The 14,274-nt window shown below is 72.7% G+C and carries 12 protein-coding genes; all 12 read left to right on the top strand.

Annotated elements, in window-relative coordinates:
• Positions 1-95 precede the first annotated feature (95 nt).
• The 12 genes from nrtL to IF19_RS0105520 all read left to right on the top strand — a co-directional run bounded on the left by nrtL (position 96) and on the right by IF19_RS0105520 (position 14,128).
• On the top strand, positions 96-1,187 hold the full coding sequence (gene nrtL, locus IF19_RS0105575; protein WP_030113509.1) for an ArgS-related anticodon-binding protein NrtL: 1,092 nt from the start codon (positions 96-98) through the stop codon (positions 1,185-1,187).
• A gap of 33 nt (positions 1,188-1,220) precedes the next feature.
• Positions 1,221-2,612: a diaminopimelate decarboxylase gene (gene lysA, locus IF19_RS0105570; protein ID WP_030113508.1), complete on the top strand. Its 1,392-nt coding sequence runs from the start codon at positions 1,221-1,223 to the stop codon at positions 2,610-2,612.
• Positions 2,613-2,710: 98 nt separating this feature from the next.
• Positions 2,711-4,000: a homoserine dehydrogenase gene (locus IF19_RS0105565; protein ID WP_030113507.1), complete on the top strand. Its 1,290-nt coding sequence runs from the start codon at positions 2,711-2,713 to the stop codon at positions 3,998-4,000.
• Positions 4,001-4,007: 7 nt separating this feature from the next.
• Positions 4,008-5,078, top strand: a complete 1,071-nt coding sequence (thrC, locus tag IF19_RS0105560; protein ID WP_030113506.1) for a threonine synthase — start codon at positions 4,008-4,010, stop codon at positions 5,076-5,078.
• Positions 5,079-5,469: 391 nt separating this feature from the next.
• Complete coding sequence (thrB, locus tag IF19_RS0105555; RefSeq protein WP_030196780.1) at positions 5,470-6,387, top strand: homoserine kinase; 918 nt, start codon at positions 5,470-5,472, stop codon at positions 6,385-6,387.
• Positions 6,388-6,776: 389 nt separating this feature from the next.
• Entirely contained in the window at positions 6,777-8,795 is a 2,019-nt protein-coding gene (gene rho, locus IF19_RS0105550; RefSeq protein WP_030276035.1) for a transcription termination factor Rho, read from the top strand.
• 354 nt (positions 8,796-9,149) lie between these two features.
• Positions 9,150-10,253 carry an LCP family protein gene (locus IF19_RS0105545; protein WP_030113501.1) on the top strand — a complete coding sequence of 368 codons (1,104 nt, stop codon included), beginning with the start codon at positions 9,150-9,152 and terminating at the stop codon, positions 10,251-10,253.
• 165 nt (positions 10,254-10,418) lie between these two features.
• Positions 10,419-10,643 carry a 50S ribosomal protein L31 gene (gene rpmE, locus IF19_RS0105540; protein WP_003966263.1) on the top strand — a complete coding sequence of 75 codons (225 nt, stop codon included), beginning with the start codon at positions 10,419-10,421 and terminating at the stop codon, positions 10,641-10,643.
• A gap of 156 nt (positions 10,644-10,799) precedes the next feature.
• Positions 10,800-11,876 carry a peptide chain release factor 1 gene (gene prfA, locus IF19_RS0105535; RefSeq protein ID WP_030113500.1) on the top strand — a complete coding sequence of 359 codons (1,077 nt, stop codon included), beginning with the start codon at positions 10,800-10,802 and terminating at the stop codon, positions 11,874-11,876.
• Positions 11,877-11,944: 68 nt separating this feature from the next.
• The gene (gene prmC, locus IF19_RS0105530; RefSeq protein WP_030113499.1) at positions 11,945-12,790 is read left to right on the top strand and encodes a peptide chain release factor N(5)-glutamine methyltransferase; all 846 of its coding nucleotides are present in this window, start codon (positions 11,945-11,947) and stop codon (positions 12,788-12,790) included.
• Positions 12,791-12,842: 52 nt separating this feature from the next.
• Positions 12,843-13,490: an L-threonylcarbamoyladenylate synthase gene (locus tag IF19_RS0105525; protein WP_030113498.1), complete on the top strand. Its 648-nt coding sequence runs from the start codon at positions 12,843-12,845 to the stop codon at positions 13,488-13,490.
• Entirely contained in the window at positions 13,487-14,128 is a 642-nt protein-coding gene (locus IF19_RS0105520) for an arsenate reductase/protein-tyrosine-phosphatase family protein (protein ID WP_030276038.1), read from the top strand. Before IF19_RS0105525 ends, IF19_RS0105520 begins: the two co-directional genes overlap by 4 nt.
• Positions 14,129-14,274 lie beyond the last annotated feature (146 nt).

Below are 14,274 nucleotides of genomic sequence, written 5' to 3'. Positions count from 1 at the left end.
CACCGGACGCCGACGGCCGGACCCGGACCGGTCCGGCTGCCCGCATGGCGAAACCGGGTCGCGGAGTGCCCCCCACTCTCACCTACGCTTGACCCGTGACCCCCGCCGACCTCTCCCGGACCGTGCTGCACGCCGTGCGCCGCGCGGTCGACGAGGACGCGCTGCACGCACCCGTGCCCCCGCGCGTGCGGGTGGAGCGGACCCGGCCCGGCGGCAGCGGCGACTACGCCTGCGCCGTCGCGCTCCAGCTCGCCGGGCCCGCCGCGCTGCCCGCCCTGGAGGTCGCCCGCATCCTGCGCGACCGCGTCGCCGCCGAACCGGGCGTCGGGCGGGTCGAGATCACCGGGCCCGGGTTCCTGAGCTTCACCCTGGCCGCCCCGGCCGAGAGCGACCGGGCCGTGCTCACCGCCGTACGGGAACAGGGGCTCGCGTACGGACACGGGGACGCGCTGCGGGACCGGATCCTCCAGTTCCACCACGCGCGGGAGGTCCGCGCCGCCGTCACCGCGCATGCCGTGCGCCGGCTCGTCCTCGCCCAGGGCGCCCGGGTCCGGACCAGCTGCGAGGCGGAGCCCGACCCGGACTGGGCCCGCCTCGGCGTCACCGTCGACGCGTACGGCACGCCTCCCGCACCGCTCACCGGGATCCGGCCCGTGCCCGCCGGGGCCACCGCGGCGGAGCTGCTGGAGCGGCTCGGGCCCGACGCGGCCCGCTGGGGGCTCCTGAGGGCCGCCGGGCACGACCGCGCCGCCCTCGGCCCCGACCTGCTCGTCCAGGGCGAGGCCAACCCGCTCTTCCGAGTCCGCTACGCCCACGCCCGGGCCCGTGCCCTCACCCGCGGGGCCGCCGCCCTCGGCTTCACCGCGGAGACGCCCGCGCGGGGTGAGGACCCCGCCGCGCACCTCGCGCACCACCCCGCCGCGCGCCCCCTTCTCGACCTCATCGCCGATCACCCCGGTGTCCTGCTCGCCGGGGCCCGTCACCGCGCGCCCGACCGGGTCGCCCGGCAGCTGGAAGCCGTCGCGCACGCCTTCTTCGACTTCCACGACGCCTGCCCGCCCCTGCCCGCCGGTGACGAGAAACCCTCGGCCGCCCACCGCTCCCGGCTGGCCCTCGCCGAAGCCGCCGGGACGGTGCTGGCAGGCGGCCTGTCCCTGCTCGGCATCCGCGCGCCCGAACATCTCTGACGAGATCAGAAGAGACCCGAGAGAACGAACACGATGAGCCGCTCCGCACACCCCGCAGGCCCCCGTCACGCCGACGTCCTCCCCGAGGGCCACTACTCCGCGCCCGCCGCCGACCTGAACGCCCTCGACGAGAAGGTCTGGTCCCGCACCGTCACCCGCGACGCGGACGGCGCCCTCACCGTCGGCGGGATCACCGTCGCCCGCCTCGCCGAGGAGTTCGGCACCCCCGCCTACTTCCTCGACGAGAGCGACTTCCGGGCCCGCTGCCGCGCCTGGGCGGACGCCTTCGGCCCGGACGCCGACGTCTTCTACGCCGGCAAGGCGTTCCTCTCCCGCGCCGTCGTGCGCTGGCTCACCGAGGAGGGGCTCAACCTCGACGTGTGCTCCGGCGGGGAGCTGACCACCGCTCTCGACGCGGGTATGCCCGCCGAGCGCATCGCCTTCCACGGCAACAACAAGACGGTCGCCGAGATCGAGCGGGCCGTCACGGCCGGCGTCGGGCGGATCGTGCTCGACTCCTTCCAGGAGATCGTCCGCGTCGCCCACATCGCCCAGCGCCACGGCGTCCGCCAGCGGGTCCAGATCCGGGTCACCGTCGGCGTCGAGGCCCACACCCACGAGTTCATCGCCACCGCGCACGAGGACCAGAAGTTCGGCATCGCGCTCGCCGACGGGCAGGCCGCCGAAGCCGTCCGCCGGGCCCTCTCCCTCGACGGGCTCGACCTCATCGGCGTCCACTCGCACATCGGCTCGCAGATCTTCGACATGGCCGGTTTCGAGGTCTCCGCCCGGCGCGTGGTCCAGCTCCTCGCCGAGATCCGCGACGAGCACGGCGTGGAACTCCCCGAGATCGACCTCGGCGGCGGCCTCGGCATCGCCTACACCTCCGACGACGACCCCCGCGAGCCGCACGAGATCGCCAAGGCGCTCAGCGACATCGTCACCCGCGAGTGCGAGGCCGCGAAGCTGCGCACCCCGCGCATCTCCGTCGAGCCGGGCCGCGCCATCGTCGGACCCACCGCGTTCACGCTCTACGAGGTGGGCACGATCAAGCCCCTGGAAGGGCTGCGGACGTACGTCAGCGTCGACGGCGGTATGTCCGACAACATCCGCACCGCGCTGTACGACGCCGAGTACAGCGTCGCCCTCGTCTCCCGCACCTCCGACGCCGAGCCGATGCTCGTCCGCGTCGTCGGCAAGCACTGCGAGAGCGGCGACATCGTGGTCAAGGACGCGTTCCTCCCCGCCGACCTCGCCCCCGGCGACCTGATCGCCGTCCCCGCCACCGGCGCGTACTGCCGTTCCATGGCGAGCAACTACAACCACGCGCTGCGCCCGCCGGTCGTCGCGGTCCGCGACGGCGAGGCGCGCGTCATCGTCCGGCGCGAGACGGAGGAAGATCTCCTGCGCCTCGATGTCGGCTGATGAAATAGTCATCTCAGGATCCGGACGAGGGTCAGAAACCCCCGTCCGGTGAGTGAGACTGGTCCCCAATGAGCATGTACAGAAACGAGGGTCGGATGATGCGTACGCGTCCGCTGAAGGTGGCGCTGCTGGGCTGTGGTGTGGTCGGCTCAGAGGTGGCGCGCATCATGACGACGCACGCCGACGACCTCGCGGCGCGCATCGGCGCGCCCGTCGAGCTCGCCGGCGTGGCCGTCCGCCGGCCCTCGAAGGTGCGCGAGGGCATCGACCCCGCACTGATCACCACCGACGCCACCGCGCTCGTGGAGCGCGGCGACATCGACGTCGTCGTCGAGGTCATCGGCGGCATCGAGCCCGCCCGTACGCTCATCACCACCGCGTTCGAGAACGGCGCGAGCGTCGTCTCCGCCAACAAGGCGCTGCTCGCCGAGGACGGCGCGGCCCTGCACGCCGCCGCCGAGAAGTACGGCCGCGACCTCTACTACGAGGCCGCCGTCGCCGGGGCCATCCCGCTGGTGCGTCCGCTGCGCGAGTCGCTCGCGGGCGACAAGGTCAACCGGGTGCTCGGCATCGTCAACGGCACGACCAACTTCATCCTCGACAAGATGGACACCAGCGGCGCCGGCTACTCCGAGGCGCTCGACGAGGCCACCGCCCTCGGGTACGCCGAGGCCGACCCGACCGCCGACGTCGAGGGCTTCGACGCCGCCGCGAAGGCCGCGATCCTCGCCGGGATCGCCTTCCACACCCGCGTGAAGATCGGCGACGTGCACCGCGAGGGCATCACCGAGGTCACCGCCGCCGACATCGCCTCCGCCCGCCGCATGGGCTGCACCGTCAAGCTGCTGGCCATCTGCGAGCGCGCCGCCGACGGGGCCTCCGTCACCGCCCGCGTCCACCCCGCGATGATCCCGCTCAGCCACCCGCTGGCCTCCGTCCGCGAGGCGTACAACGCGGTGTTCGTCGAGGCCGAGGCCGCCGGACAGCTCATGTTCTACGGCCCCGGCGCCGGCGGCTCCCCGACCGCCTCCGCCGTCCTCGGCGACCTCGTCGCGGTCTGCCGCAACAAACTGGGCGAGGCCACCGGGCCCGGTGAGTCCGCCTACACGCGCCTGCCGGTCAGCCCCATGGGCGAGGTCGTCACGCGCTACCACATCAGCCTCGACGTGGCCGACAAGCCGGGCGTGCTCGCCCAGGTCGCGACGGTCTTCGCCGAGCAGGGGGTATCGATCGATACCGTCCGCCAGCAGGGAAAGGACGGCGAGGCATCGCTCGTCGTCGTCACCCACCGCGCGCCCGACGCCGCCCTCTCCGGGACCGTCGAGGCGCTGCGCAAGCTCGACACCGTGCGCGGTGTCGCCAGCATCATGCGTGTTGAAGGGGAGTAAAGGACCCATGACCAGCAAGGGCACCCACCAGTGGCGCGGCATCATCGAGGAGTACCGGGACCGGCTTCCGGTCACGGCGACGACGCCGGTCGTCACGCTTCGTGAGGGCGGCACGCCGCTCGTACCGGCGCAGGTCCTCTCCGAGCGCACGGGCTGCGAGGTGCACCTCAAGGTCGAGGGCGCCAACCCCACCGGTTCGTTCAAGGACCGCGGCATGACCATGGCCATCACCCGGGCCAAGGAGGAGGGCGCGAAGGCCGTCATCTGCGCCTCCACCGGCAACACCTCGGCCTCCGCCGCCGCGTACGCGGTGCGCGCGGGCATGGTCTGCGCCGTCCTCGTACCCCAGGGCAAGATCGCGCTCGGCAAGATGGGCCAGGCCCTCGTGCACGGCGCGAAGATCCTCCAGGTCGACGGCAACTTCGACGACTGCCTGACCCTGGCCCGCGCCCTCTCGGACAACTACCCGGTGGCGCTGGTCAATTCGGTCAACCCGGTCCGCATCGAGGGCCAGAAGACCGCCGCGTTCGAGATCGTGGACGCGCTCGGCGACGCCCCCGACATCCATGTGCTGCCGGTCGGCAACGCGGGCAACATCACCGCGTACTGGAAGGGGTACACCGAGTACGCCGGCGACGGCGTCGCCACCCGATCCCCGCGCATGTGGGGCTTCCAGGCGTCCGGTTCGGCGCCGATCGTGCGCGGCGAGGTCGTCAAGGACCCGTCCACGATCGCCACCGCGATCCGTATCGGGAACCCGGCCTCCTGGAACTACGCGCTCGCCGCGCGCGACGAGTCGGGCGGCTTCATCGACGAGGTGACGGACCGGCAGATCCTGTCCGCGTACCGCCTGTTGGCCTCCCAGGAGGGCGTCTTCGTGGAGCCCGCGTCGGCCGCGTCCGTCGCCGGTCTGCTCAAGGCCGCCGAGGAGGGCAAGGTCGACCCCGGCCAGAAGATCGTCTGCACGGTCACCGGCAACGGCCTCAAGGACCCCGACTGGGCCGTCGCGGGCGCCCCGCAGCCGGTCACCGTCCCGGTCGACGCGGCCACCGCGGCCGAGCGGCTCGGACTCGTCTGACCCGACCCGGCCGGGCGGTTCGGACGGGTCCGAACCGCCCGGGGAGGGCGCGGCGGCAATCGCCGCGCCCCACCCGGGTCAACCGCGACAACCCAGCTCAACCACCCTCTTTCCGGGGCGGAGAGCGCATAGGAGGCGGGCGACACGCATCGTGCGCCTCCTGTGCGCCCTATGTCGCGACAGAACCTTCCTTCGATAAGCTGTACCCCATCCGCCCGACACCCGCCCGACGGCCCGCTGCGGTACGGCAGCCGTCGTGGGCGAACACGGGGCGGGCCACCGGATCCCCTGTCCGTCCCGGTGCGCACCCTGCATCGCCCCGCCCCCAGCAGACACCGCCGCAGATCCACCGCACTGCATCCCCGCCGCCTTACAAGGAGTGGTCCGACCGATGGCCGGTCCCGCGTTCCGAGCCGCCGCCGTCAGGGTGCGCGTCCCCGCCACCAGCGCCAATCTGGGCCCGGGCTTCGACGCCCTCGGCCTCTCGCTCGGTCTGTACGACGACGTCGTCGTCCGGGTCGCCGACTCCGGGCTGCACATCGACATCGCGGGCGAGGGCGGCGACACGCTGCCCCGCGACGAGAGCCACCTGCTCGTACGCTCGCTGCGCACCGCGTTCGACCTGCTCGGCGGCCAGCCCCGCGGCCTGGAGATCGTCTGCGCCAACCGCATCCCGCACGGCCGGGGTCTCGGCTCCTCCTCCGCCGCCATCTGCGCCGGGATCGTCGCCGCCCGCGCCGTGACGACCGGCGGCGAGGCCCGCCTCGACGACGCGGCCCTGCTGGAGCTGGCGACCGAGATCGAGGGGCACCCCGACAACGTCGCGGCCTGCCTGCTCGGCGGATTCACCCTCGCCTGGACGGAGGGCGGCGCGGCCCGCGCCATCCGGATGGACCCCGCCTCCTCGGTCGTCCCCGTCGTCTTCGTCCCCGGGCGCCCGGTGCTCACCGAGACGGCGCGCGGCCTGCTCCCGCGCACCGTCCCGCACGTCGACGCGGCCCTCAACGCCGGCCGCGCGGCCCTCCTCGTCGAGGCCCTGACCCGCCGCCCCGAACTGCTGCTCGCGGCCACCGAGGACCGCCTCCACCAGGAGTACCGGGGCCCGGCGATGCCCGAGAGCGTGGAGCTGGTGCACCGGCTGCGCGCCGAGGGCGTGCCCGCCGTCATCTCCGGCGCCGGGCCCACGGTCCTCGCGCTGACGGAGGACGGCGCGGCCGACAAGGTCGCCCGACTGGCGGGGGAGGGCTGGGCGGCGAACCGGCTGGCCCTCGACGCCACGGGCGCCAGTGTGCTGCCGCTGACCGCGTAAACGCATGTGATTACCGGTGAACGAGAGGGGGAATGTTTGTTGGAGCCGGTAGTGTTAACCTCAAGTCTGCAATCGACGTCTTCATGGCGCGTTGCTTCGTGTCCCCTTCCGGGACCGCCTTTCTTCCGGGAGCCTCCCCAACTGCCTGAGCAGCCTGCCTGAGCAGTTTCGAGCACGCTCCGGAACCGGCACGACACCCCTCGCTCGTCCAGGAGTGGGCCGAGCAGGGGGATCTCGCGCCGGACCCCGCACGTTCATCTCTCCGCCGTACCCGGCGGACCACCGCCCCGGCAAGGTCCGCGATCCAGCAAGATCGACAGACCGCAGTCGGACAGCACAACCGGTCGCCGAGCCAGAAGGCCGACGTCCGCTCCAGGGAAGGACCCTTCGTGAGCGACACCACCGATCTGATGGGCGTGACTGCCGACAAGAACGTCGACAGCGCCGCGCCCGCCGAAGGTGCTGCCTCTGGCACCACCGCACGGCGCCGCCGCTCCGGCACCGGCCTCGACGGCATGGTCCTGGCCGAGCTGCAGCAGGTCGCGTCCGGCCTCGGCATCAGGGGCACCGCGCGAATGCGCAAGAGCCAGCTGATCGAGGTCATCAAGGAGGCGCAGGCGGGCGGCGGATCCGCCGCCCCCAAGGCGTCCGCCAAGGCTGCCGACGCCCCCGCCGACGCGGAGTCCAAGCCCAAGCGCCGCGCGACCTCGAAGGCGCGCACCGGGGAAGAGGCGCCCGCCGCCGAGAAGGACGCGGGCAGCCAGCAGCAGATCGACATCCCCGGCCAGCCGGCCAGCGACGACCAGCCCGCGGGCGAGCGCCGTCGCCGCCGCGCGACGGCCCAGGCGGGCAGCCCCGACACCAAGACCGAGGCGAAGACCGAGGTCAAGGCGAAGGCGGAGCCCCAGGCCGAGCAGAAGACCGAGGAGCGCGCCGAGCCGAAGGGCGACGCCAAGGCCGAAGCCGCCGCCGACACGGCCGAGGGCCGTCGCGGCGACCGCCAGGGCCGCGACCGCGAGGGCCGCCGGGAGCGCCAGCGCGACCGTCGCGGCAAGGGCGACGACCAGGGCGGCCAGCAGGGCGGCGGCGGTGGCGGCGGACAGCGCCAGCAGCGCCAGGGCCAGCAGAACAACCGGGACAACGGCCCGCAGGACGACTTCGACGACGAGGCGGGCGGCCGTCGCGGCCGTCGCGGCCGCTACCGCGACCGCCGGGGCCGTCGCGGGCGCGACGACTTCGCCGGCGACGTGCAGGTGGCCGACGACGACGTCCTGATCCCCGTCGCGGGCATCCTGGACATCCTCGACAACTACGCGTTCATCCGGACCTCCGGCTACCTGCCGGGCCCGAACGACGTGTACGTCTCGCTCGCCCAGGTCCGCAAGAACGGCCTGCGCAAGGGCGACCACGTCACCGGCGCGGTGCGCCAGCCCAAGGACGGCGAGCGGCGCGAGAAGTTCAACGCGCTGGTCCGCCTCGACTCGGTCAACGGCATGGCCCCCGAGTCCGGCCGCGGCCGCCCCGAGTTCCAGAAGCTGACCCCGCTCTACCCGCAGGACCGGCTCCGCCTGGAGACCGACTCCAACGTCCTGACCACCCGGATCATCGACCTGGTCGCCCCGATCGGCAAGGGCCAGCGCGGGCTCATCGTGGCCCCGCCGAAGACCGGCAAGACGATGATCCTGCAGTCGATCGCCAACGCGATCACGGTCAACAGCCCCGAGTGCCACCTGATGGTCGTCCTCGTCGACGAGCGTCCGGAAGAGGTCACCGACATGCAGCGGTCGGTGAAGGGCGAGGTCATCTCCTCGACCTTCGACCGTCCCGCCGAGGACCACACCACCGTCGCCGAGCTGGCCATCGAGCGCGCCAAGCGCCTCGTCGAGCTGGGTCACGACGTGGTCGTCCTGCTCGACTCGATCACCCGCCTGGGCCGCGCGTACAACCTCGCGGCGCCGGCCTCCGGCCGCATCCTCTCCGGTGGTGTCGACTCGACCGCGCTCTACCCCCCGAAGCGCTTCTTCGGCGCCGCGCGCAACATCGAGGACGGCGGCTCGCTGACCATCCTGGCCACCGCGCTCGTCGAGACCGGCTCGCGCATGGACGAGGTGATCTTCGAGGAGTTCAAGGGCACCGGCAACATGGAGCTCAAGCTCGACCGGAAGCTCTCGGACAAGCGCATCTTCCCGGCGGTGGACGTCGACGCGTCCTCCACCCGCAAGGAGGAGATCCTGCTCGGCACCGACGAGCTGGCGGTCGTGTGGAAGCTGCGCCGGGTGCTGCACGCGCTCGACCAGCAGCAGGCGATCGAGCTCCTCCTGGACCGGATGAAGAAGACCCAGTCCAACGCGGAGTTCCTGCTCCAGATCCAGAAGACGACGCCGGGCAGCGGCAACGGCAACGACTGACGGGCCAACCGCCCGCCCGCCAGGGGCAGTTGGTTCACCACGGGCTCGGCCCCCGCACTCCGGTGCGGGGGCCGAGCCCGTTCCCGTACCGTGCCGCCGCCCCGAGACCTTGGCCACATCCCGTACGCCGGGGGAGCGGCCCGCGCGATGGGTGTACGGCACACGAAACCCCAGGTGAGCGCCGCCTCCCGGCCCCTGCCCCGGCACGCGGCGTCGTCCGCGGCCCACACCGGGTGCCCAGGCCCCTGTGCAACCCTTCTTGCTGCTTCGGCCGTCCCTCCATAAGAGGCCGACCGCGCGTGGACCACCACGGCAGGGGGCAGACGGGCACATCAGGAGCGACGAGGGAGACGCGTGAGCGAGCAGAACAAGGGCGCCGGCCGCATACGCGGCACCGGCAGCCGACGCAGGAAGCCGTCCCGCCGGCACCGCGCCAAGGCCGTCGCGGCCTGGTCGGTGGCCGGAGTCGTGGTCGTCGGCGGAGCCGGTCTCGCCTGCGCGTACGTCGCGCTCGACGGCAACCTCTCCAGCGTCGACATCGACGCCAAGCTCGGCGCGGACCGCCCCGACGACGTGGACGACGGCTCGCAGGACATCCTCGTCCTGGGCTCCGACTCGCGCTCCGGCGACAACGGGAAGTACGGCCGGGACGAGGGCGCGGCCCGCTCGGACACGGCGATGGTCCTGCACGTCGACAAGGGCCACAAGTCCGCGAGCGTCGTCTCGATACCGCGCGACACCCTGATCGAGCGCCCGGCCTGCGAGAGCGACACCACCGGCGACGAGGTCCCCGCCGAGCACCGGGCGATGTTCAACACCGCCTACGAGGTCGGCGGGCCCGCCTGCGCCGTGAAGACCGTCGAGTCGATGTCCGGCATCCGCATGGACCACTACCTCGAAGTCGACTTCACCGGCTTCAAGAAGCTCATCGACGAACTCGGCGGCGTCGAGGTCACCACGAAGACCGCGATCGACGACTCCAAGAGCCACCTGGACCTGGAGCCCGGCACCCACACCCTGAACGGCGAGGAGTCCCTCGGCCTCGTGCGGACCCGCAAGAGCGTCGGCGACGGGAGCGACCTGGGCCGCATCCAGCTCCAGCAGGCGTTCATCAAGGCGCTGATCGACCAGACCAGGAGCGTCGGGGTGTTCTCCAGCCCCAAGAAGCTCTACGGCCTCGCGGACGCCGCCACCAAGGCCGTCACCACCGACTCCGGGCTCGGCTCGGTCAAGAAGCTCACCGGCTTCGCGAACGGCCTCAAGGGGCTCGGCGCCGACGACGTCCACATGGTGACCCTGCCCGTCGAGTACGACCCGGCCGACCCGAACCGGGTGCTGCCGCAGGAGAAGGCGGGCCGTCAGGTCTGGGCCGCCCTCCGGCAGGACCGGCCCATCCCCGCCTCCGCCACCGAGGACTCCGCGGGCGACAAGGGCGACGCCTCCCAGGTCGTGCGGTAGCGCACCGGTCACCCCCGGTGCCCGCCCCGGGGGCGGGAATACCTGACGCCCGCCCCCGGTTTTGGGAGATACGGCCAGTCCTGGCAGACTGGTACGTCGGCCCCGGTTCACGGCCCCGCACACCCGCGTGGACGACCCGGCGCCCTCCCGAAACTAGGAGACACCTTGAAGCGCGACATTCACCCCGAGTACGTCGAGACCCAGGTCAGCTGCACCTGCGGTGCGTCGTTCACCACCCGGAGCACCATCGACAACGGCACCATCCGTGCCGACGTCTGCTCCGAGTGCCACCCGTTCTACACGGGCAAGCAGAAGATCCTCGACACCGGCGGCCGCGTGGCCCGCTTCGAGGCCCGCTTCGGCAAGGCTGCCGGCTCCGCCAGCAAGTAGCGAGCCACTGCGCCGGTTCCTGGCGCCCTCTTCCCGGGGGCGTCGGAACCGGCGTTTTTGCCGGTCGGACGCCCAGCGGAACCCCGCAGGAACGCCCCACCGGGCCGTACGACCCCCAGCAGGCCCGCAGCCGCGAGACCAACCAGGAGCCCCCGCATGTTCGAGGCGGTCGAGGAACTGATCGGCGAGCACGCCGATCTCGAGAAGAAGCTCGCCGACCCGTCGGTCCACGCCGACCAGGCCAACGCGCGCAAGCTGAACAAGCGCTACGCGGAGCTGACCCCGATCGTCTCCACGTACCGGTCCTGGAAGCAGACCGGCGAGGACATCGAGACCGCCCGCGAGTTCGCCGCGGACGACCCCGACTTCGCCGCCGAGGTCAAGGTGCTGGAGAAGCAGCGCGAGGAGATCACGGAGAAGCTCCGGCTCCTCCTCGTCCCGCGCGACCCCAGCGACGACAAGGACGTGCTCCTGGAGATCAAGGCGGGCGCCGGGGGCGACGAGTCCGCCCTGTTCGCCGGCGACCTGCTGCGCATGTACCTGCGCTACGCCGAGCGCGTCGGCTGGAAGACCGAGATCATCGACTCCACCGAGTCCGAGCTCGGCGGCTACAAGGACGTCCAGGTCGCCGTGAAGACCAAGGGCGGCAACGGCGCCACCGAGCCCGGCCAGGGCGTCTGGGCCCGGCTGAAGTACGAGGGCGGCGTGCACCGCGTGCAGCGCGTGCCCTCCACCGAGTCCCAGGGCCGCATCCACACCTCCGCGGCCGGTGTCCTCGTCACCCCCGAGGCCGAGGAGGTCGACGTCGAGATCCACGCCAACGACCTGCGTATCGACGTCTACCGCTCCTCCGGGCCCGGCGGCCAGTCCGTCAACACGACCGACTCCGCCGTCCGCATCACGCACCTGCCGACCGGCGTCGTCGCCTCCTGCCAGAACGAGAAGAGCCAGCTCCAGAACAAGGAGCAGGCCATGCGCATCCTGCGCTCCCGGCTGCTCGCCGCCGCCCAGGAGGCCGCGGAGCAGGAAGCCTCCGACGTACGCCGCAGCCAGGTCCGCACCGTCGACCGCTCCGAGAAGATCCGGACGTACAACTTCCCGGAGAACCGCATCTCGGACCACCGCGTCGGCTTCAAGGCGTACAACTTGGACCAGGTGCTCGACGGCGAGCTCGACGCGGTCATCCAGGCGTGCGTCGACGCGGACTCCGCGGCCAAGCTCGCCAACGCGTAGCCGCCCGCCGACCCCGCACACCCGTCACCGACCGCCCCGCACACCCGTAACCCGTACGGAGAACCGCGATGAACCTGCTGCTCGCCGAGGTGGCCCAGGCCACCCAGCGGCTGGCCGACGCCGGTGTCCCCTCACCGCGATTCGACGCCGAGGAGCTCGCGGCCTTCGTCCACGGGGTGAAGCGGGGCGCGCTGCACACGGTCCCCGACAGCGACTTCGACGCCCGGTACTGGGAGACGATCGCCCGCCGCGAGGCCCGCGAACCCCTCCAGCACATCACCGGCCGCGCCTTCTTCCGCTACCTGGAACTCCAGGTCGGACCCGGCGTCTTCGTGCCCCGGCCCGAGACCGAGTCGGTCGTCGGCTGGGCCATAGACGCGGTGCGCGCGATGGACGTCGTCGAGCCCGTCGTCGTCGACCTGTGCACCGGATCGGGCGCCATCGCGCTCGCCATGGCCCAGGAGGTCCCCCGCTCCCGAGTGCACGCCGTGGAGCTCTCCGAGGACGCCCTCAGGTGGACGCGGAAGAACGCCGAGGGGTCCAGGGTCACCGTCCACAAGGGAGACGCCCTGAGCGCCCTCCCGGAGCTCGACGGCCAGGTCGACCTGGTCATCTCCAACCCGCCGTACATCCCGCTCACCGAATGGGAGTACGTCGCCCCCGAGGCCCGCGACCACGACCCGGAGATGGCCCTCTTCTCCGGCGAGGACGGCCTCGACACGATCCGCGGCATCGAGCGCACCGCCCACCGCCTGCTCCGCCCCGGCGGCCTCGTCGTCATCGAGCACGCCGACACCCAGGGCGGCCAGGTCCCGTGGATCTTCACCGAGGAGCGGGGCTGGGCGGACGCCGCCGACCACCCCGACCTCAACAAGCGACCCCGGTTCGCCACCGCCCGCAAGGCCATGCCGTGACCGGCCCCCGGCACCACCACCCGTACCCGCACCCGCTCCAGGAGGCCGGCTGATGGCTCGGCGATACGACTGCAACGACGCCACCGACCGGGCCACCGGCCTGCGCGAGGCCGCATCGGCCGTCCGCCGGGGCGAACTGGTCGTGCTGCCCACCGACACCGTGTACGGGATCGGTGCGGACGCCTTCACCCCGGAGGCCGTCGCGGACCTGCTGGACGCCAAGGGGCGGGGCCGCAACATGCCCACCCCCGTCCTGATCGGCTCCCCGAACACCCTGCACGGGCTGGTCACCGACTTCTCCGAGGAGGCGTGGGAGCTCGTCGACGCCTTCTGGCCCGGCGCCCTCACCCTCGTCGCCCGGCACCAGCCCTCCCTCCAGTGGGACCTCGGGGACACCCGGGGCACGGTCGCCATCCGGATGCCGCTGCACCCGGTCGCCATCGAACTGCTCACCGAGGTCGGCCCGATGGCCGTCTCCAGCGCCAACCTCACCGGGCACCCCGCCCCCGAGGACTGCGACGCCGCCCAGGGCATGCTCGGCGACTCCGTCTCCGTCTACCTCGACGGCGGGCCGACGCCCGGCATCGTGCCGTCCTCCATCGTCGACGTCACCGGCGCCACCCCGGTCCTGCTGCGCGCCGGCGCCCTCTCCGCGGAGGAGCTGCGCAAGGTGGTCCCCGACCTCGAGGTGGCCAATTGACCGCCCCCGAGGGGCGTGGCATAGCGGGGCGGACCGACACCTTCCGCATCCTCCACGTCAGCACCGGCAACGTCTGCCGCTCGCCCATCACCGAGCGGCTGACCCGCCACGCCCTGGTGGACCGCCTCGGCGACCCGCTCAGCGGCGGCCTCATCGTGGAGAGCGCGGGCACCTGGGGCCACGAGGGCGCCCCCATGGAGGCCAACGCCGAGGTCGTCCTCGCCGACTTCGGCGCGGACGCCACCGGCTTCGTCGGCCGGGAGCTGCTGGACGAGCACGTCATCCGCGCCGACCTCGTGCTCACCGCCACCCGCGACCACCGCGCCCAGGTCATCTCCATGGGCCATTCCGCGGGGCTGCGAACCTTCACGCTCAAGGAGTTCACCCGGCTGGTCCGGGCGATCGACCCGGCCACCCTGCCCGACCCGCTCGACGAGGGCGTCGTCGAGCGCGCCCGCGCCCTGGTGCGCGCCGCCGCCGCACTGCGCGGCTGGCTGCTCGCCCCGACCGCCGAGGCGGACGAGGTCTACGACCCGTACGGCGCCCCCATCACCTTCTTCCGCTCCATCGGCGACGAGATCAACCAGGCGCTCGACCCCGTCGTCACGGCGCTCACCGGGGTCCACGCGCCGCACTGACCGGCGTACACGCGGCGTGCTGACCGGGTTGTACGCGCCGCACTGACCGGCGTACGCCCGCCGCACGCGCTCTCCCGCGCCCGGGGTCCACGCGGCGCACCGAGCCGGCGTACGCCCGCCGCACGCGCTGCCCCGCGACCGGGGTA

It is taken from the genome of Streptomyces californicus (assembly GCF_000717645.1).
GTDB classification, from domain to species: domain Bacteria; phylum Actinomycetota; class Actinomycetes; order Streptomycetales; family Streptomycetaceae; genus Streptomyces; species Streptomyces californicus.
This window is presented reverse-complemented; position numbering and strand designations above follow the sequence as displayed.